This is a genomic window from Paraburkholderia sp. (genome assembly GCF_026225065.1).
Taxonomy (GTDB): domain Bacteria; phylum Pseudomonadota; class Gammaproteobacteria; order Burkholderiales; family Burkholderiaceae; genus Paraburkholderia.
Genome location: NZ_JAMFSB010000084.1, coordinates 14980 through 34558, shown reverse-complemented (window position 1 = coordinate 34558; position 19579 = coordinate 14980). Strand labels below are relative to the sequence as shown.

At 63.3% G+C, this 19579-nt stretch carries 15 protein-coding genes; 9 read left to right on the top strand and 6 right to left on the bottom strand.

Annotated elements, in window-relative coordinates:
• From M0954_RS06695 to M0954_RS06660, 8 genes are all read left to right on the top strand, one after another.
• A partial coding sequence (locus M0954_RS06695; protein ID WP_297352253.1) for a porin occupies positions 1–430 on the top strand: 430 nt, incomplete at its 5' end.
• 478 nt (positions 431–908) lie between these two features.
• Positions 909–2486, top strand: a complete 1578-nt coding sequence (locus M0954_RS06690) for an ABC transporter substrate-binding protein (RefSeq protein WP_297352251.1) — start codon at positions 909–911, stop codon at positions 2484–2486.
• Positions 2487–2619: 133 nt separating this feature from the next.
• Positions 2620–3573, top strand: a complete 954-nt coding sequence (locus tag M0954_RS06685; protein WP_122157979.1) for an ABC transporter permease — start codon at positions 2620–2622, stop codon at positions 3571–3573.
• A gap of 74 nt (positions 3574–3647) precedes the next feature.
• The gene (locus tag M0954_RS06680; protein WP_297352249.1) at positions 3648–4562 is read left to right on the top strand and encodes an ABC transporter permease; all 915 of its coding nucleotides are present in this window, start codon (positions 3648–3650) and stop codon (positions 4560–4562) included.
• 1 nt (position 4563) lies between these two features.
• Positions 4564–6429: an ABC transporter ATP-binding protein gene (locus tag M0954_RS06675; RefSeq protein WP_297352246.1), complete on the top strand. Its 1866-nt coding sequence runs from the start codon at positions 4564–4566 to the stop codon at positions 6427–6429.
• Positions 6430–6442: 13 nt separating this feature from the next.
• Positions 6443–8509 (top strand): hydantoinase/oxoprolinase family protein, encoded by a 2067-nt coding sequence (locus M0954_RS06670; protein WP_297352244.1) that lies wholly within the window; start codon positions 6443–6445, stop codon positions 8507–8509.
• A 13-nt stretch (positions 8510–8522) separates the two neighbouring features.
• Positions 8523–10517, top strand: a complete 1995-nt coding sequence (locus M0954_RS06665) for a hydantoinase B/oxoprolinase family protein (protein ID WP_297352242.1) — start codon at positions 8523–8525, stop codon at positions 10515–10517.
• A gap of 34 nt (positions 10518–10551) precedes the next feature.
• Positions 10552–10935 (top strand): cupin domain-containing protein, encoded by a 384-nt coding sequence (locus M0954_RS06660; RefSeq protein ID WP_133893631.1) that lies wholly within the window; start codon positions 10552–10554, stop codon positions 10933–10935.
• Positions 10936–11004: 69 nt separating this feature from the next.
• Here the strand turns inward: M0954_RS06660 and M0954_RS06655 are convergent, their stop codons facing one another.
• The 6 genes from M0954_RS06655 to M0954_RS06630 form a co-directional block, all read right to left on the bottom strand.
• Positions 11005–11982 carry a M14 family metallopeptidase gene (locus tag M0954_RS06655; RefSeq protein ID WP_297352240.1) on the bottom strand — a complete coding sequence of 326 codons (978 nt, stop codon included), beginning with the start codon at positions 11980–11982 and terminating at the stop codon, positions 11005–11007.
• A gap of 43 nt (positions 11983–12025) precedes the next feature.
• Positions 12026–13507 (bottom strand): NAD-dependent succinate-semialdehyde dehydrogenase, encoded by a 1482-nt coding sequence (locus tag M0954_RS06650; RefSeq protein WP_297352238.1) that lies wholly within the window; start codon positions 13505–13507, stop codon positions 12026–12028.
• Between the two features lie 87 nt (positions 13508–13594).
• Positions 13595–14077 carry a winged helix-turn-helix transcriptional regulator gene (locus M0954_RS06645; protein WP_074266378.1) on the bottom strand — a complete coding sequence of 161 codons (483 nt, stop codon included), beginning with the start codon at positions 14075–14077 and terminating at the stop codon, positions 13595–13597.
• 183 nt (positions 14078–14260) lie between these two features.
• Positions 14261–15640, bottom strand: a complete 1380-nt coding sequence (locus tag M0954_RS06640; protein ID WP_122157987.1) for an aspartate aminotransferase family protein — start codon at positions 15638–15640, stop codon at positions 14261–14263.
• A gap of 198 nt (positions 15641–15838) precedes the next feature.
• On the bottom strand, positions 15839–16774 hold the full coding sequence (locus tag M0954_RS06635) for a glyoxylate/hydroxypyruvate reductase A (RefSeq protein WP_133893630.1): 936 nt from the start codon (positions 16772–16774) through the stop codon (positions 15839–15841).
• Positions 16775–16822: 48 nt separating this feature from the next.
• On the bottom strand, positions 16823–17686 hold the full coding sequence (locus M0954_RS06630; protein WP_297352236.1) for a GNAT family N-acetyltransferase: 864 nt from the start codon (positions 17684–17686) through the stop codon (positions 16823–16825).
• Between the two features lie 224 nt (positions 17687–17910).
• Here M0954_RS06630 and M0954_RS06625 point away from each other — a divergent pair, with 224 nt between their 5' ends.
• Positions 17911–19392 carry an aldehyde dehydrogenase gene (locus M0954_RS06625; RefSeq protein WP_297352234.1) on the top strand — a complete coding sequence of 494 codons (1482 nt, stop codon included), beginning with the start codon at positions 17911–17913 and terminating at the stop codon, positions 19390–19392.
• The last annotated feature ends 187 nt before the right edge of the window (positions 19393–19579 follow it).

The following is a 19579-nucleotide window of genomic DNA, read 5'->3' as shown; positions in this document are numbered from 1 at the left end:
CGGCCCGGCGACGGTGAGCTTTGCGTACTCCAACTCGAACTACAAGAACCCGACGGCAAATGGCTACATCAGCACGACGGCTCCGCTCGTCGTAGGTTCGACGTTGAACACGCTGAAGTTCCAGAACCTCGAAGTGAACGGCAAGTATCAGATCACGCCGGCGTTCTATGTCGGTGCCGAGTACGTCTACACGATCGAGAACTTCGATGCGTCGACGGGCAATGTAAAGCCGAAGATTCAAACGGTCGGCTTGATGGCCGACTACAACCTCTCGAAGCGCACTGACGTGTACATCCAGGGCGTGTACCAGGACGTGACCGGCGACAAGACGAACTCGGTGCTGGACGATGGCTTCGTGCTCGGTACCGACGCACCGTCGTCGAGCTCGAGCCAGACCGTGGTTCGTGTCGCCATCCGCCACCAGTTCTAATTTTTGCTCCACCACGCGGCATGACGTGACGCGATCGGCGTGACGTGATGTCCTTAGCAGGCTCATCGTGCTTCGGAAGATTCACGATGAGTTTTTTTTCGTCCGCAGCATAAAGTGCCACGCGCCACTCCGGCGAACGCTTAATTGCGCTGTATTCGGGCGGCAAAGCACGTCGCAAACGGCGTCTTGCGCATCAAAACAACCCGCCTGAGCCTGGCAGACCCTTACCAAACCTCTGCGCGGTCGCCGCACAGCCCGTCTTGCCGGGCTGCGAGCCGCCTGCCTCCACGCGCGCAGCAATTCATGCTGTGAAGCGCCATCAAAACGATTCGTTTCGCTTGCGCGCGATGCCGAATCAGGACATTCCATTAATTTTGCGGTGCTTAAATTCACTCAACCCGCAACGTTTCTCGAAATGACGGGCAAACCACGTTACACAACCCGGATTCATTCATCCTTGGTCCCAGGAGCAGATTCCATGAACGACGACGAAATCAAACGAGCCGGTTTCAGCCGCCGCGACATGATGCGTGTATTGGCTGCGGGCGGCATGCTCGCGACCGGGGCCAGTGGTTTGCTGGCGGGCGCGACCAGCGCCTTTGCCGCGGACACGCCGAAGAAGGGTGGCAAGATTCGGGCTGCCTATGACTCCAGTTCGACGGCCGACACGCTGGACCCGGCCAAGGGCTCGGCCGGCGCCGACTACATCCGCTTCTTCATGTTCTATAGCGGGCTCACGCAGTTCGACAGCAGCCTGACGCCGCAGCCGGGGCTGGCCGAGTCGTTCACCAGCAGCGACGCGAAGGTTTGGACCATCAAGTTGCGCAAGGGCGTGACCTTCCACGACGGCAAGGCGCTGGCGCCCGCCGACGTGGTGTACTCGCTGATGCGCCACAAGAACCCGGCGACGGCCTCGAAGGTGAAGTCGGTCGCGGACCAGTTCGACGAAGTCAAGGCGAGCGGCCCGGACGAAGTGCAGATCACGTTGACGGTGCCGAACGCGGACCTGCCGGCGATTCTCGCCACGCCGCAACTCGTCATCGTCAAGGACGGCACTACAGATTTCTCGACTGCCGTGGGCACCGGCCCGTACAAGCTGAAGACGTTCAAGCCGGGTGTCACTACGGTCGGCAGGCGTAACGACAGCTACTGGCGCCCGGGCAAACCCTACCTCGACGAGGTGGAGCTGATTGGTATCGGCGACGATGCGGCACGCGTGAATGCGCTGCTCTCGGGGGACGTCCATCTGATCAGCGCCGTCGATCCGCGTGCGACGCAGCGCGTGGCGTCGACGCCTGGCTATGCGATCAAGGAGACCAAATCGGGTCTCTACACCGACCTCATCATGCGGCGCGACAACACGATCACCGGCAACCCGGACTTCGTGGAAGGCATGAAGTACCTGTTCGACCGCGAGCAGATCCGCACCGCGGTGTTTCGCGGCTATGCGGTGATCGGCAACGATCAGCCGATTCCGCCCGGCCATCGCTACTACTTCGCCGGCCTGCCGCAGCGTCCGTACGATCCGGACAAGGCCAAGTTCCATCTGCAGAAAGCCGGCGCTGTCGGTCTGACGCTGCCGCCGATCTACGCGACTTCGGACGCCAACGGTTCGATCGAAATGGCCGAGATGATGCAACTGACGGCGCAGAAGATCGGCGTTAACCTGGCGGTCAACCGCGTTCCGGCCGATGGCTACTGGTCGAATCACTGGATGAAGCATCCGCTTGGCTTCGGCAGCATCAATCCGCGTCCGAGCGCCGACGTGCTGTTCACGCAGTTCTTCAAATCGGATGCACCGTGGAACGAGTCGGGCTGGAAGAATCCGCAATTCGACCAGTTGCTGATTACTGCGCGTGCAGAAACCGACGACGCCAAGCGCAAGCAGATGTACGCTGACATGCAGACTATCGTCAGCAACCAGGGCGGCATCGGCATTCCTTCGTTCATCAGTCTGCTCGACGGTTACGACAAGCGTCTCAAAGGCCTCGGTTCGATTCCGACCGGCGGCATGATGGGCTTCTCGTTTGCCGAGAACGTCTGGTGGGAAGCCTGACCTTCCAGACCCTCTTGGCCGGCTAGAGCGGCAAGATAGAGCGGCCTGGTCGGTCACCCGGTTATCCGGTTCGCCGGTGGCGGAACATCCGTTCCACTACCGGCCTCTGCAATCCTCGTAGGAGGTCCGTGCGATGAACCAGACCATTGCAGCGCTGATTGCGAAGCGCATTGCGCTGACGCTGCTGATTCTGCTGATCGTGTCGATGATCATCTTCACGATTACCAACCTGCTGCCGGGCGACGCCGCGCAAGAGGCGCTCGGCCAAGCGGCGACGCCGGAGACGATTGCGGCCTTGCGGTTACAGTTCGGCCTCGATCAGCCTGCCTATCTGCGCTATCTGCACTGGCTCGGGGGCCTCTTGCGCGGCGACTTCGGCATGTCGCTCTCCGCCAGTCTTCCGGTCAGCGAGATGATTGCCGGCCGTCTGCCGAAGTCGCTCGAGCTTGCCGCGATCACGACGCTCGTCTCGGTGCCGATTGCGATTTCGATGGGCATCCTCGCCGCCGTGAAGCGCGGTTCGTTGCTCGATCGCATGATTAGCCTCAGCACGCTGGCGCTGGTGGCCACTCCGGAGTTTCTGATCGCGACGTTCGCGGTGCTGGTGTTCGCGGTCAAGCTGCATTGGTTGTCCGCGCTGTCGTACAGCGGCGAAATCGACAGTTTCGAACACTTCATGCGTGCCTACGCGATGCCTGTCATCACGCTGTGTTGCGTGATCATCGCGCAGATGGCGCGCATGACGCGAGCGGCGGTGATCGAACAGCTCGGCTCCTCGTATGTCGAGATGGCGATTCTCAAGGGAGCGCGTCCGGCGCGCGTGGTGCTGCTGCATGCGCTGCCTAACGCGATCGGCCCGATCGCCAATGCGGTGGCGTTGAGCCTGTCGTATCTGCTGGGCGGGGTGATCGTCGTTGAGACGATCTACAACTACCCTGGCCTCGCGCGTTTGATGGTGGATGCGGTCAGCAATCGCGACATGCCGCTGGTGCAGGCCTGCACGCTGATCTTCTGTCTCGGCTACCTGATTCTGGTGTTGCTGGCGGATCTGTGCGCGATCGTTTCCAACCCGAGGCTGCGGACATGAACACTCCTCATTCGTCCCCCGTCGATCCTCGTTCGCCGACGCCTGCCGAAGGGGCGCTCCTTAGGAGTTCTGCTATGCCCGCTCCTCATTCACCCGCGCCGTCCAGTGGCGGTGGCGGCGCTGCGCCGACGCCACCGGTCAAGCGTGCTGCACTCCGCTTGCCCTCGCTGTCGCTGAGCGGCTGGATCGGCGCTTTCATGGTGGCTCTGGCGTTGCTGGTGGCGATCTTCGGGCCGGTGCTCGCACCGTATCCGGTTGGCGCGATTGTCACGCAGGACGTGTTCGCGCCGTTCAGCGTCCACTTGCCGCTCGGCTCCGATTACCTGGGCCGCGACATGCTGAGCCGGATCATGTACGGCACGCGTTTGACGGTGCTGCTGGCGTTGGCCGCTGCCCTGTTCGCCGCATTTTGCGGGACCGGTCTCGGCCTGCTGGCTGCCGTCGCGGGCCGTGCTGTGGACGAAACCATGAGCCGCATACTCGACGCGGTGAGCTCGATCCCCACCAAGATGTTCGCGTTGATGATCGTGGCGGCGTTCGGCTCGTCGCTCACGTTGCTGGTCATCACGGCAGGCATCAGCTATACGCCTGGTGCTTATCGCATTGCGCGTTCGCTGGCCGTGAACATCAGCGCGCTCGAATACGTACAGGTGGCCAAGGTGCGCGGCGAGAATGCGATTTATATCTGCTGCGTGGAAATTTTGCCGAACATGATTCATCCGATGCTTGCCGACCTCGGCCTGCGTTTCGTGTTCGTGGTGCTGTTGTTGAGCAGCCTGAGCTTCCTTGGGCTGGGTGTGCAGCCGCCGTATGCGGACCTCGGCTCGCTGGTGCGGGAAAACATCGCCGGACTCGGTGACGGTGCGCCGGTGGTGCTGATGCCGGCCATCGCGATCGCGATCCTGACGGTCGGCGTCAACCTGCTGATCGACGGGCTGCCTGGGCGTGGCAAGCGTCTGCGTTTGCGCCGTGCTGCGGAGGCTCGCTGAAATGAACACCACAACCGACAACCTGGTTGAAGTGCGCGGCCTGCGGGTGGTGGGCAGCAGTGAAGGGCGGGCTGAAACCACCATCGTGCACGACATCGACTTTACGGTGGCCCGCGGCGAGGTGCTCGCGCTGATCGGCGAATCCGGCTCGGGCAAGACGACGATCGCACTCGCGCTGATGGGTCACGCGCGGACTGGTTGCCGCATTGCAGGCGGGTCTATCCGCGTAGGCGATTCAGATGTGCGCTCGCTCTCGTCCAATGCATTGGCTTCGCTACGCGGTCGCAAGGTCGCCTATATTGCTCAAAGCGCGGCAGCGGCCTTCAATCCGGCGCGCACGATTCTCGATCAGGTGATCGAAAGCGCGCTGATCCATCGGACCATGAGCAAGGCCGCCGCCCAGGCCAAAGCTGTCGAACTGTTCCGCGCGCTGGCGCTGCCGGACCCGGAGCGGATCGGCAAGCGCTATCCGCACCAGGTATCGGGCGGCCAGTTGCAACGGCTGCTGGCGGCGATGGCGCTGATCACGGACCCCGAACTGGTGATTCTCGATGAGCCGACCACGGCACTCGATGTCACTACGCAGATCGATGTGCTACAGGCGTTCAAGCGGGTTGTGAAGGAACTCGGCACGACGGCGGTGTACGTGTCGCACGATCTGGCGGTGGTCGCGCAGATGGCAGATCGCATCGTCGTGCTCAGCGATGGCGAGATTCGCGAGGTGGGCAGCACGGCGCAGATTCTCAACGCACCGGCTCATGCGTACACGCAGAGTTTGATCGCTGCGGTCATGCCGACACCGCGCGGCGCGCGGCCGGAAGGGCGCGCTGCGGTCGGTGCCGCGGAGCGTCCGTTGCTGGAAGTGAAACGGCTTGTCGCGGGCTACGGCAAGACTGATGCGAAGGGTTTTCCAGCAGCACGCATTCTGGACGACGTGGATCTGGTGATCCATCGCGGCAAGACGGTCGGGGTGATCGGCGAGTCCGGTTCCGGCAAGACCACGCTCGCCAAGGTGATCGCGGGGCTGGTGCCGGTGGCGAGCGGTTCGTTGCTGCTGGATGGCGAGCCGATGCCCAAGCATATGAACCGGCGCACCAAGGAACAGTTCAGGCGCATCCAGATCGTGTTCCAGAACGCGGATACCGCTTTGAATCCGGTGCATACGGTGGAGCGGATTCTGTCCCGGCCGCTCGCGTTCTATCACGGCATGAAGGGCGAACGAGCCCGGCAGCGTGTCGCTGAATTGCTCGACCTGGTGCGACTGCCCGCAGCGCTTGCCACACGTCGCTCCGGCGAGCTGTCCGGTGGCCAGAAGCAGCGGATCAACCTGGCACGGGCGCTCGCGGCCGAGCCCGATCTGATTCTGTGCGACGAGGTAACGTCCGCGCTCGATACCGTCGTGGGCGCAGCGATTCTCGATCTGCTCGCCGACCTGCAACGCAAGCTCGGTGTGTCGTACCTGTTCATTACCCACGATATCGGCAAGATGCGCGCCATCAGCGACGACATCGTCGTGCTGTACTCGGGTCATCGCGTCGAGGCGGGCGATCGCGCAGCACTGTGCGCGCCGCCGTTCCATCCGTATGCCGATCTGCTGATTTCATCGGCTCCGGAATTGCGCACGGGCTGGCTCGATGAGGCCACCATTCGCTGTCACAGCGAATTGCCGCCCATTGGACCGAGTGCGCCGCATTCGGAGTTGTGTACGTTCCTCGGACGCTGTCCGTTGCGCGTCGATGGTTTGTGCAACACCACGGCACCAGCGCGCCGGCAACTGTCGAACGGCGCCGAAGTGCTGTGTCATCGCACTGAGCTCGATCTGACGACCTTGCAGGCTGCGATGGTGCGCGAAGGTACGGTCGTATAAACGGAAAAACTTCATGGCCCTGAGAATCGGAGTGGATATCGGTGGCTCGTTCGCCGACTTCGCAGTACTGAATGACGAAACAGGCGAGCTGAAAACGCTGAAAGTGTTTTCCCGTCCGGATAGCCCTGGTGCCGAAGTGTTGCTCGGCATGGAAGGATTGGCCGAACGCTATGGCGTCGATCCGCATGAGGTGGCCTATTTCACGCATGGGACGACGGTGGGCGTCAACGCTGTCGTGCAACGCAAGGGGCTGAAGCTCGGCCTGATTACTACACGCCACTTTGAAGACGTGCTCGATATCGCGCGGCTGAAGGGCCCCGATATGTATAACCTGATGTCGAAGCGTCCCGCGCCGCTAGTGCCACGCGAACGGGTGTTCGGCATCGTGGAACGGTTGACCGCGGACGGCACGGTCGAGACGCCGGTGGATGAGGCGAGCGTGCTCGATGCACTCTACAAGCTGCGCCGTGCCGGTTGCGAAGGCGTGGTGATATCGCTGCTGCATTCCTATCGCAATCCGGCTCACGAGCACGAGGTGAAGGCGATTCTCGAGCGAGCCATGCCGGGTCTCTTCGTTTCCTGTTCCTCCGACGTTTGGCCGATCATCCGCGAGTATGAACGCACTTCGACGGCGGTGATCGGCGGCTATGTGCAGCCGAAGGTATCGCACTATCTGTCGTCGTTGCAGCGTGCACTGCGCGAGACCGGTATCGCGGCGGACATGAAGGTCACCAAGTCGAATGGCGGCGTGATGAGCGCCGAAACCGGCAAGACCAATTGCGTGCAGATGATTCTCTCCGGGACGGCGTCCGGCGTGATCGGCGCGGCGTATGTCGCGCAACTGTGCGGTCTGCAGCGTTGCATGAGTCTCGACGTCGGTGGCACGACCGCGGACGTCGCGCTGATCATCGACGGCGAGCCGCAATACGCAACCGGCGAATACATCGGCGATTTCCAGATTCATATTCCATCGGTCTCAGTGTCGTCGATTGGCGACGGCGGGGGCTCGATTGCGTGGGTCGACGATTTCGGCGTGCTCAAGGTCGGGCCGGAGAGTGCTGGGTCGAACCCGGGCCCGGTGTGCTACGGCCGGGGTGGCACGCGTGCCACCATAACCGATGCGTTCGCCGTGATGGGCGTGATCGGCAACGCCAGCCTCGGCTACAACTCGGTGAAGGTCGATCACGACGCGGCTTGCCGCGCGGTCGAGGTGTTGGCGCAGCAGCTTGGCTCCGATATCTACCGCACTGCCGAAGCGATCGTCAACGTGTCGGTGTCGGGCATGTATGCGGGCGTGAGCCGGATTGTCTCGCGCTTCGGCATCGATCCGCGCACCTTCTCGCTGCTGCCGTTCGGCGGTGCTGGGCCGATGCTTGCGTGCTACTTCGCGCGGGCGCTCGGCATGGAGCAAGTCGTTGTGCCGACCACGCCGGGCGTACTGAGCGCGCTGGGCGGCTTGATCGCCGACACCAAGAACGATTTCGTCAAGACCACCTACTACGACCTCGATGCCGTAGCACTCGACGCCCTGCGCGACGATGCGCGTGCGCTGGAAACCGCGGCGCGAAACTGGATGGCCGGCGAAACCGCTTCGCCTGGCGATAACAGCGACGACCGCCAGGCGCGCATCACCGTCTCGGCCGACATGCGATACAAGGGACAATCGTTCGAAATCGACACGCCCCTTGAACTTGTATGGCTGCAGGAGCGAGACATCGACGCGCTGAGCGAAGCGTTCCACCGCGAGCACGCGCGACTCTACGGCCACAGCGATCTGAAAGCAAAGATCCAGGTAGTGGCGCTGCGTCTCGTGATCGCCTCGGTGACCCCAAAGCCAGCCTTGCGACCCATCGAAGCCAGCGAGCATGCGCCGGTTCCAGATGCTTCCGTGAAGGTCTGGATGGACGGCGCGTTCCATGACGCTGCGCTGTTTCACCGCGCCAAACTACTAGCCGGCCAGCAGATTGCCGGACCCGCAGTGATCGCGCAGGACGATTGCACGACTTGCGTGCTGCCTGGTTTCACGGGACGCGTCGATCCCTACGGCAATCTGATTCTTACTTACGTTGGCGCGAACTGAACCGGAGCCCGGCATGCAATTCGACAAGGCAGTCCTGCAGATTTTCGCCAACTACTGTGTCGCCGCAGCGGAAAGCATGGCGTACACGCTGGTGCGCACCGCACATTCGACCTTCGTGAAAGAGACGGAGGACTTCTCGTGCGCGATCACGACGCCGGATGGACACACGTTCGCGTCGCCAAAGACGCTCGGCGCCACCTGGTATGTCGGCCTCGACTACGGCCCGGTGATCGGCATGATCGATCACTACGAGCCGGGCGACATCGGCATGACGAACGACGCATACAGCGGCTTCGTTGCCACCCACACGCCGGATATCGTGCTCTGGAAGCCGGTGTTCTACGAAGGCGAGATTGTCTGCTTCGTGGGCGGCCACATTCACAACACCGATATGGGCGGCGCCGTGCCTGCCTCGCTGTCGCGCACGCTGACCGAAATCGAGCAGGAGGGCATCCGTTTTCCGCCCACCAAGATCGTGCGACGCGGCGTGCTCGATGAAGAGCTGCTGCGCATCATGGCCGCCAACGTGCGCGTGCCGGACCAGAACGTCGGCGATTTGCATGCGCAACTGGCGTCGCTGCATACAGGCGAGCGGCGCGTGCTGGAAATCATCGAGCGGTTTGGCATCGACGGTTTCAAGGCGGGCATGCAGGCGTTGCTCGATTATTCGGAGGAGCAGGCGCGCACCGTCATGCGCGGCATTCCCTACGGCGAGTATTTTTTCGCGGAATACGCCGATGAAGACTCGGTGCGCGGTAAGCCGATGCGCGTCGCGTTGACGCTGCGTATCCGCGACGGCAGCGTCGAATTCGACTACACGGGCAGCGATCCGCAGTTGCAATCGTCGCTGAACATCCCGACTGGTGGTCGCGAACGGCATGCGCTTGCGTTAGTCGGCTTCGTCTATGTGCTGTACACGCTGAATCCCGAGATCCTGCTGAATAGCGGCATGCTAAGGGTGGCGCGCTGCGTATTGCCCGAAGGCACGGTGGTGAATGCGCAGCGGCCGGCGGCGGTCGGCATGCGTAGCCTGACCTGCAAGCTGCTGCATCTGCTGACCTTTGGTGCTTTCTCGCAAGCGATTCCGGAACGGCTCGCCGCTTGCCCTGCAGGCGGCCTGTCGATTCTCAGCGTCAAGACTATGGACCGGCACGGCAGCACAGTGATGGCATCGATTGGGCCAATCGGCGGTGGCGCTGGTGGCATGTCGTTCGATGACGGTGAAGACGGCTCCGGCGCGAACAACGCGTTTTTGCGCAACACACCGGTGGAGATCAACGAGGCCGAGGTGCCGATCCGTATCACGCGTTATGGCGTGGCGCCCGGCTCGGGCGGCGCGGGACAGTTCCGCGGCGGCCAGGGGCTGGTGATGGAGTTCAAGGTGTTCTCGCCGAATACGCTCGTCACAGTGCGCAACCGCGATCGCACGCACTTTGCCTCATGGGGTGTGCGCGGCGGCCACGCCGGCGCGAATGCGCGCTTCACGAAGAACCCCGACACGCCGCAGGCGGAGCAACTCGGCAATACCGATCTGGTGATCTGCAATCCGGGTGACGTGATCCGGCTAATTGGAGCGGGGGCAGGGGGATACGGCCGGCCTATCGATCGCGACGTGCAACGGGTATGCGAGGACGTACAGCGTGGTTATGTCACCGAGCAGGAAGCGCGCGAGGTCTATGCCGTGGGGATCGTCGACGGCGAGATCGACACAGCCGAGACGGCGGTGTTGCGTGAGCAGGCCCACGCGATGGCACGCGATACCCCAGTGCCGGCGTTCGAGTTCGGTCCCTACCGAGAGGCGTTCGAAGCGAAGTGGACTCACGAGCGTTATGCCGCGCTCACTCATATCCTGGCGGGCGTGCCGGTGCAATGGCGCTATTTCATCAAGCATCGGATCTTCGATACGTTAGACGCGCGTGTCGAAACGCAGGGCGCCGGTGCTGAGGCGATCGAGCAGATCTTTACAGAACTCTGCGCCTCGTGGCCTGAATTGCGGCGCGCGAGTTAACCGAATCGATTTACCGTAAAGAGAGAATCCATCCATGTCGCAGTCTTTATCAGTCAACCCCGTGCAGAGTTTCTGTTTCGACAATCCGCAGGGCGAAGGCGCACTGCTCTCGCTGAGCCCGGAGCGTTTGTTGCGCGGTCAGCCCGAGCGCCGTGACTGGCCCGTATTCGAGCGCGCCGACGGCAACGTCAGCACGGGGATCTGGAGCGGCACTGCAGGCGCCTGGCGGATCGATTCCCCCGAGGGGCAGTTCGAGTTCTTCCACGTGTTGTCGGGCATTGGCGCGATCGTGCCGGATGACGGCGAACGCAAGCCGTTCGGCCCGGGCGATGCAGTGATGGTGCCGGAAGGCTTTCGCGGCGTGTTCGAAGTGACCGAGAAGGTCACGAAGCAGTATATGTTCGTGCAGAATATCTGAGGGACGTGGCGTGAAGCGGGCCACTATCGGCACCACCGCTTCACGCCTCTCTCTCGCGGATAGCCGGACTCAGTTGTCCAGCAATTGCCCTAACCGCACCACCGTCACCCCAGGCCTGAGCTGCCGCAATGACGGCATCACCAGGACGCAGTTGTCATAAGGCGTGACCACCGGCTCACCCTCATTCCAGCCAATCACGGCGCCCGCTTTGGGGAACGTCTCCAAACCGGTATAGGCATCCGCAAAGCGGAAATCCATACTCTTTGCCACCACCGGTTGCGTGACACGAATCACACGCATGGCGTCCGGCCTCGGCGCAAACCAGTCAGCGGGCATGTCGGCTTCATCGACCGTACCCGACAGCATCAGAAAACGCGCTGTACAGTCTTTCGCCACGACCACCGACGACGGTTCCCAATGCTGGCCGCACTCCACCAGCAGCGCATTGCGCGTGCTTTGCGGATCGCCGAAGTCAGCATAGTCACGCATGCGGCGCCCTTCCGGATGACCTTCATCGCTGATGACGGTAGCAGGGGCGCCCAGTGCGCGGGATAACGCAATGCCTTTGTCCAGCGGACCTGAAACGATCAGCGGCGCGCTACGCTCATGCATCGAATGCAGATCGAGCAACGCATCCACTGTGTCGATCACGGGACGCAATGCTCGCGCACGCCGTAGCTCGCTGGAATCCGTGCCTGTGTCGTCGAGTTTGGCCGCGGTCCATACCCGGTTGAAATCCTGATCGACGAAGCGCGACGCATCCGGTTTGGAAGCGTCGAAAGTCAGGTACGCCTCGATGTTCGAAAACGCGAGGGTGAGCTTGCCACGACGCGGCCGCACGCCGAGATCGAGCAGTCCCTTGACCGTGATCGCGCCGCACACTTCGTTGCCGTGCGTGAGCGCGTTGATCATCACGTGCGAGCCGGGCAAGCCGCTGTCGAATGTGTAGACATACGGAATGCCGGTATTGCCTGCTGCATAGCCGCTCAGGTCGGGGAATTCGACGTCGACCGGGTAGGCGTGGTCCTGCGGTGAGGGGGTTGTCATGAGAGGGTCCATTCGCAGTCGATAAAGGGCCTTTTTCCAGGGTTCAGGCGAGGCCGCCCTGGCAAAGGTACTTGATGTGCTGGTAGTCGTCGAGACCGTAGCGCGAGCCTTCGCGGCCATAGCCAGATTCCTTCACGCCGCCGAACGGCGCCGCCTCGCTCGCGACGGCGCCCTCGTTGATCCCGATCACGCCGCTTTCGAGCCGTCCGGCGACGCGCCAGATGCGCCGCACATCGTTGGAGTAGAAGTATGCCGCGAGTCCGAAAGGCGTGTCGTTGGCTTCGCGCAGGACGTCGGCGTCGCTGTCGAAGCGGAACAGCGGCGCGACCGGGCCGAAGGTCTCTTCGCGGAACAGCGCCATCTCGCGATTGGCGTCGCCAATTACCGTGGGGGCGTAGTAGTGTGGACCGTCCAGCCCTTCACCTTGCAGGCGACGGCCGCCGGTCAGCACCACGGCGCCATGCGCCAGCGCGTCCTGCACGTGACGCTCGATCTTGTCGACCGCGCGGGCATTGATCATCGGGCCGATCTGCGAGTCGTCACGCGTGGCCGGCCCCACCCGGAGCGCCGCCGCGCGGTCTACCAGTTTGCGGACGAACGCGTCGTAGATGCTGTTTTGCACGTAGACCCGGTTCGGGCACACGCAGGTCTGGCCACCGTTGCGAAACTTGGACGCCATCAGGCCGTCGACCGCGGCGTCGAGATCCGCATCGTCGAACACGATAAACGGCGCGTTGCCGCCGAGTTCCAGCGAGAGTTTTTTGAGCGTGTCGGCCGATTCGCGCGCCAGGTGCTTGCCGACGGGCGTCGATCCAGTGAACGTGATCTTGCGCACCCGCGAATCGGCAAGCCAGTTAGCGACGGTCGCCGGCGTGTGCTCGCGTGAGGCGGTCACGACGTTCAGCACGCCAGCCGGCAACCCGGCTTCCTCCGCAAGACGGGCGAGTGCGAGGGCAGTGAGCGGCGTGTCTTCTGCGGGCTTGGCGACCACCGTGCAGCCGGCTGCCAGCGCCGGGGCGATCTTGCGGGCGATCATCGCCAGCGGGAAATTCCACGGCGTGACGGCGGCGACCACGCCGACTGGTTCTTTTATCGTCATCATCCGCTTGCCCGGCATCAAGGCAGGAATCATGTCGCCGTAGCTGCGTACTGCCTCTTCCGCGAACCATTCCACATACGAGGCCCCATACGTCACCTCGCCGCGTGCTTCGGCGAGCGGTTTGCCCTGCTCGCGTGAAATGATGCGTGCGAGGTCTTCGCTGTTGGCGACGATCGCGGCATGCCAGCGTTTGAGAAACTGCGCACGTTCGCGAGCCGTACGCTCGCGCCAGCTATCGAAGGCGGCGTGCGCCGCATCGGTGGCGGCCTGGGCGTCGGCATCGCTGCTATCGGGCACGCTCGTGAATTCGCTTCCGGTGGCCGGATCGCTGACGGGATAGCGTGCGCCATCAACAGCGTCGCGCCACTCGCCATTGATGAAGTTGTGTGAGCGCGAAAGTTCGGGTCGATGAAGTGTGAGTGGCATGGCGAGCGCCTGGAATAGTGAACTGAGGATAACGAAATAGAAGATTGGTTCAGCAACATAGCGTTGCAGCGTGCCGCGACCATTCCCTCAATCGGTCAACGGAAACAGGCTTTCAATCGGGTAGTGGTTTTTCACGAACGGCGACTTGATTACGACGTAGCTGAAGTACTTTTCAATGCCGATGTTACGTTCCAGCAGATTTTCCATCACGCTCTGGTAATGCACGACGCTGCGCGTGACGAACTTGAGCAGATAGTCGTAGCCGCCGCTGACGAGGTGGCATTCGGCGATCTCATCCACGGTGCGGATGCTGGCCTCGAACTTGGCAAAGTCTTCGCGCCGATGATCCTGCAAGGTCACTTCGGTAAACACGAGCTGGATGTCGCCGAGCTTGTTGAGCTGCAGATGCGCGCCGTAGCCCGCGATGTAGCCAGCCTTCTCGAGACGCTTCACGCGAATCAGGCACGGGCTTGGCGAGAGGCCAACCGCATCCGCGAGGTCGACGTTGGTAATGCGGCCCTTCTTTTGGAGCTGGGACAGGATGCGCAGATCGATGCGGTCCAGCTTCATTGAACTAGCGTTGGTTGACACGGAGGCGATGACCTATGGAAGCGCGGTGACGGAACTATCGTAGCACGCCCCGTCGTGAAAAAATTTCACGGCAAACCCGTACGCAGCAAGCCTTCCGGCGTATTACGCAGCCGCGCCGCGAGGCTGCCGTGCGATGCCCGAGGTCAAACCTCGGGCATGGTCTCAGGCAAGGCTGGCGCGTACTTCGGGCGCTTCCAGCACCGTATCGAGCGTTTTGCGCAGGCGTTCGAACATCACGTCAAACTCCTCGCGCGTGTAGCAAAGCGCCGGCGCGAAGCCGAGGATGTTGTCGTTGAAGGCGCGGAAGATCAGGCCGTTGCGATAGGCCGTGGTGGCGATCCGCTCGCTCAGGTTCAGCGCCGGGTCGAAGCGGCGCTTGGTGGCTTTGTCGGACACCAGTTCGAGCGCACCGAGCAGGCCGCGGCTGCGGGCGTCGCCCACCAGCGGATGGTCGAGCAGGTCGCGCAGGCCAGCTTCGAAGCGCGGTGCCTGAGCCACGCCATTCGCAAGTAACCCGCCTTCGTGATAGAGCCGCAGCACTTCGAGACCGATTGCCGCGCTAACCGGATGTGCCGAGTACGTCTGACCGTGGCCTACTGCCGAACCGGTGCCTGCGCCATCGGCAATGCCGTTGTAGACCTCGTCGGACATCAGCACGGCGCCCATCGGCGCATAGCCTGCGGTGAGTCCCTTCGCCATCGTCATCAGATCCGGCTCGACGTCTTCGGCAGTACAGGCGAACAACGGGCCGGTGCGGCCAAAGCCGGTGATGACTTCATCGGCGACGAACAGGATATCGAGTTCGCGGCATGCGTCGCGCATCGCCTTGAGCCAGCCCTTGGGCGGCACGATCACGCCGCCCGAGCCCTGGATCGGCTCGCAGAAGAACGCGGCCACGCGCTCGGCGCCGAGCGACTCGACCTTCGCGCGCAGCGCGGCAACCGAGGCGTCGATCACCGCTTGCGGATCGTTGCCCGTTTCGCTGCGGTACAGATACGGCGAGGGAATGTAATGCTGATTCGACAAAGGTAGATCGAAGTTCTGATGAAACACGCTGAGCGCCGTCAGTCCCGCACCCACCGACGATGAACCGTGATACCCACGCTCCAGCGCGATGAACTGCTTTTTCTGCGGCCGGCCGGTGGCGTTGTAGAAGTTCGTGATGTAGCGGACCGCGGCGTCTACCGCATCCGAGCCGCCCAGCGTGAAATACACGTGACGCAGCGAGGCAGGCGTGAGTTCGACCAGTTGTTCCGCGAGCCGGATGGCCGGTTCGCAGCCGAAGTGGAAATAACCGGTCGCGTAGGGCAGCCGGGTCATCTGCTCGGTCGCTACCCGCACGATGCTCTCGTGACCGTAACCGGTATTCACGCACCACAGGCCCGAGAAGGCGTCGAGCAGGTCGTTGCCTTCGCTATCGCGCAGCCAGGCGCCACGGCCCGATTCGAGAATGGTGACGCCGCGCTTCTCGTGAGCACGCATGCTGGCAACCGGGTGGATCAGATGTTTGCGGTCGGATTCGATCAGTGAGGACGTGGACATGGTATGGAGTGCGTGAGTTGTGCGCGCAGCAATGCACGGAGTGCCGGAAAGGTGCGCGCAACGCGTGCCGCGAGCGCGAACCGCATGCAAACCATGGTAGCGGGACAGAAACAACGAAGACGCTGGGATTCGCCGCTGCTGGAAGGTGGGAATTGTGTTTTTGCAGGCGGTGCAGCATTTTGTGCTGCGGGGGCGCGATCAATAGCCGCGCGCGCGGTCCACCTGACCGATCAGCGGCTCGCCTTCGCGGTGGCGGCGCAGGTTGTCGAGCACGACTTCGACGGCGCTGTCCGGCTGCGTCACGCTGGCAATATGCGGCGTCAGCATCACGCGCGGGTGATGCCATAGCGGATGATCCGCGGTGAGCGGCTCCGGGTCCGCTACATCCAGCACGGCGGCGCTGAGTTGGCCGCTTTCGAGCGCTTCCAGCAGATGGTCCTGCTGCAGATGACCGCCGCGGCCCGTGTTGATCAGCGCGGCATTGCGCGGCAATTGCGCAAACAGGTCGCGATTGAGGATATGGCGCGTCGCGGCTGTCAGTGGCAGCAGGCAGATCAGAATATCGGTGCGGGCGAGAAATTGCGGCAGCGTGTCGGTACCCGCGAAACATTCGATCCCGTCGAGCGTGCGCGGCGAACGGCTCCAGCCGGCGCAGGGAAAGCCAAAACTGGCAAGGCGCGTCAGCACAGCCTCGCCGAGCACGCCGAGACCCAGCACACCGACACGCCGCTCACCTGCGACGCGGGTACGCACCGGCTGCCAGCGGCCTTCGCGTTGCTGCGCGGCATAGGTCAGCCAGTCGCGGTGCAACGCCAGCGTGGCGAGCGTCGTGTATTCGACCATCCCCGCCACGATGCCCGGTTCGATCATCCGCACGACCGGTACATGTGCCGGAATGGCCGACAGATCGAACTGGTCGATCCCGGCGCCCACCGAAAACACCAGTTCCAGATTGGGAAAGGCCGTGGCGAGATCGCGCGGCGGTTCCCAGACGGCGAGGTAGCGCACCGCGTGGGCGTCGTCGCCTGAGCTGCCGTCCGGCCAGATGCGGAAGGGAATGTGCGGCGCTTTCTCGGCAAAGAGACGCGCCCAGTGGGCGCCGCGCACGGCGTCGGCCTTGTAGAGGAAGGTCATCTCGCGGGGTCCTGGGCGTCTTTGGGGATCTTTGGGGGCCGATAGCGCCTAACCGAGCGCCTGGTTGGTGATGGCGAAAACGCGTGCGTCGCCTTCGAGCCGGGGCGCGGCGCCTCGCACCATGGTGACGACCGCGTCCACCTGTTGCAGCCCGAGGCCGTCGAGCCAGTCGGACAGGCCGGAGTCGCCGTCGACGTCGATACGCACGAACTTGCCTTCGTTCGACCCAACCAGGTGGCTGATCAACGCCTGGGCGCCTTCGATATGTGGCGCCACCAGCGGCCCGATCACATGACCGCGGCCGAAGCGGCGCATCAGCGCGAAGCCGACCGGCTCGCCGTCGCGATCGAGCACGACGCCTTCCGCCACGTTCAGCAAGGCGCCCAGCACCTGCGTGCGGTCATAGCCTGCCGCGCGGTTCAACAGGGCCGAGAGCCGGTCCGGGTCGCGCGCGCCAAGTGGACGGATCCGTTCGCCGGGCGCCAGTTGCACGGCGGGCGGATGCGCGCCGCCGGTGCCCTGGTGTTGATGGATGTTGCCGACGGCCTTGAAGCCGAACTTTTCGTAGAGCGGCTGGCCGGCCGGCGTGGCGTTCAGGAACGTGGTGCGCTCACCGAGCGCGTCCATGGTGCGGGTCATCAGATCGCGGCCAATGCCGCGGCCCTGCTGCTCGGGCGCGACGATCACCATGCCGAGCGAGGCGTGATTCGCGCCGAATTTCCAGTGCAACGCGGTGCCGAGCAGGGTGCCGTGGTCTTCGGCGCCGACGCCCGCGCCCAGGTTCAGCGCGAATTCCCAGTCTTCGCGGCGATGCGGCCATTTGACCGCTATGGACAGTTCGTGCGCGGCGGGCAGATCGCCGGCCGTCAGCGGACGAAACCGGACAGGTGCTCCAGCAAGCGGTTCAGTCACTTTCCACTCCTCTTCAATATGCTTGCGTAATGTCGCACCGGCAAAATATTGCGGCTAGGACGATCTTATTGCGTGAGCCGCACCGCGGGAATACCGCACGCTGCGCTGCGCACACCCCTCACAACGCGTGCTTCGCGCGGTCGCGCCGGGCCATCATGGCAGCAAATGCTGTGGCATCGCCCGTACCATGGTTCGAATCTCGTCTGCGACCTGGAATGGACACAATGGACAGCTTCGATCCCGCTCTGATTGCCGTGCGCGGCGCGCACTTCATAGGTGGCCGTTATGTGGACGGCGCCGCTGCACTCGATGTCACGCGCCCCTCGGACGGCGCAGTCTACGCGGATCTGCCGATCGCCGACGCTGATCTGGTGGATCGTGCTGTCGAAGATGCATGGCAGGCTTTCAAAACCAGCGACTGGGCGCGCTGCGCCCCGCGCGAACGAGCTCGCACGCTGCGTCGGTGGGCCGACCTGATCGAGGCGGATGTGGAGACGCTGGCGCGTCTGGAGTCGGTCGGCTCGACGCGGCCGATCCGCGATGCAGCCACGTGGGATGTGCCGTTCACCGCCGAAGGTATCCGCTTCTACTCCGAATTCGCCGACAAGATCGGCGGCGAGGTGGCGGCGACGCGTCCCGATCATCTCGGCATGATCATCGCCGAACCGTATGGCGTAATCGGCGCGATCGCGCCGTGGAATTTCCCGCTGGTGATGGCGTCGTGGAAAATCGCCCCGGCGCTTGCAGCGGGCAACGCTGTGGTGCTGAAGCCCTCGGAGATGACGCCGTTCTCGGTGCTGCGCCTTGCTGAACTGGCGATCGAGGCCGGCATTCCGCCGGGCATCTTCAACGTCGTGCAAGGCGACGGGCGGATCACGGGCGACGCGCTCGTGCGTCATCCGAAGATTGCCAAGGTGACCTTCACCGGCTCGAGCCAGACTGGCGCGGCGATCATGACGGCGTGCACGCAAACCGGCACCAAGCCGGTCACGCTCGAGCTCGGCGGCAAGAGCCCGCAAGTGGTGTTCGCGGATGCGCCCGATCTCGATCTGGTGGCGCGCCGCATCGCGGGCGCGATTGCCGGCAACGCGGGGCAGGTGTGCGTGGCGGGTTCGCGTCTGATCGTCGAACGCTCGGCTGCGCCGCGTCTGATCGACGGTATTGCATCGGCGTTCGCCGCGTTGAAGCCTGGGCACACGTGGGCCGCAGGCACGACGCTGCCGCCGATCATTTCGGCCAAGCAGGCACAGCGTATCGAAAGCATCGTCGCGCGTAGCGTCGAGCAGGGCGCGCAGATTGCAGCAGGCGGCAAGCGGCTGCCGGTTGCCGGCGAGGGCGCCTTCTATGCACCGACCATCCTGACCAACGTGACCGCAGATTCCGAGGCTGTACGCGAAGAAGTATTTGGCCCCGTGCTGACGGTGCAGACCTTCGACGACGAAGAGGAGGCGCTCGCGCTCGCGAGCCACGAAAAATACGGTCTTGCATCGGGCGTGCACACAGCGGACCTGAGCCGCGCGCTTCGAGCCATGCGCAGCATCGAAGCGGGCACGGTATGGATCAACCGCTACGGGCGTACGTCCGATTTCGTGATTCCGACTGGCGGCTACAAACAATCCGGACTCGGCAAGGATCTCGGCCGCCAGGCGTTTGAAGCGAATCTGCGTTTCAAGAGCGTACTGATCGATCTGAATCAGGGTGCTTAAATCGAGGTGCGGGGCTGGCTCGCCGCGCGTCGATTGCAGTTCATACATAAGCCCCGCTCCGCGTAGCACGATCTGCTGCTAAAAGCGGCACCCGTAACTTCCAATACGGCCGCGTCGGTCCCCGATGCGGCTGTTGTCGTTTCTGTCGTCGCTTGACGATCTCAGTCGCGGACCCCGTCAAGCCTTG

Excerpts from the sequence above, each read along its gene's own strand:
- M0954_RS06690 (WP_297352251.1), top strand. The coding sequence starts at position 909 with ATGAACGACGACGAAATCAAACGAGCCGGTTTCAGCCGCCGCGACATG.
- M0954_RS06685 (WP_122157979.1), top strand. The coding sequence starts at position 2,620 with ATGAACCAGACCATTGCAGCGCTGATTGCGAAGCGCATTGCGCTGACG.
- M0954_RS06680 (WP_297352249.1), top strand. The coding sequence starts at position 3,648 with ATGCCCGCTCCTCATTCACCCGCGCCGTCCAGTGGCGGTGGCGGCGCT.
- M0954_RS06675 (WP_297352246.1), top strand. The coding sequence starts at position 4,564 with ATGAACACCACAACCGACAACCTGGTTGAAGTGCGCGGCCTGCGGGTG.
- M0954_RS06670 (WP_297352244.1), top strand. The coding sequence starts at position 6,443 with ATGGCCCTGAGAATCGGAGTGGATATCGGTGGCTCGTTCGCCGACTTC.
- M0954_RS06665 (WP_297352242.1), top strand. The coding sequence starts at position 8,523 with ATGCAATTCGACAAGGCAGTCCTGCAGATTTTCGCCAACTACTGTGTC.
- M0954_RS06660 (WP_133893631.1), top strand. The coding sequence starts at position 10,552 with ATGTCGCAGTCTTTATCAGTCAACCCCGTGCAGAGTTTCTGTTTCGAC.
- M0954_RS06655 (WP_297352240.1), bottom strand. The coding sequence starts at position 11,982 with ATGACAACCCCCTCACCGCAGGACCACGCCTACCCGGTCGACGTCGAA.
- M0954_RS06650 (WP_297352238.1), bottom strand. The coding sequence starts at position 13,507 with ATGCCACTCACACTTCATCGACCCGAACTTTCGCGCTCACACAACTTC.
- M0954_RS06645 (WP_074266378.1), bottom strand. The coding sequence starts at position 14,077 with ATGAAGCTGGACCGCATCGATCTGCGCATCCTGTCCCAGCTCCAAAAG.
- M0954_RS06640 (WP_122157987.1), bottom strand. The coding sequence starts at position 15,640 with ATGTCCACGTCCTCACTGATCGAATCCGACCGCAAACATCTGATCCAC.
- M0954_RS06635 (WP_133893630.1), bottom strand. The coding sequence starts at position 16,774 with ATGACCTTCCTCTACAAGGCCGACGCCGTGCGCGGCGCCCACTGGGCG.
- M0954_RS06625 (WP_297352234.1), top strand. The coding sequence starts at position 17,911 with ATGGACAGCTTCGATCCCGCTCTGATTGCCGTGCGCGGCGCGCACTTC.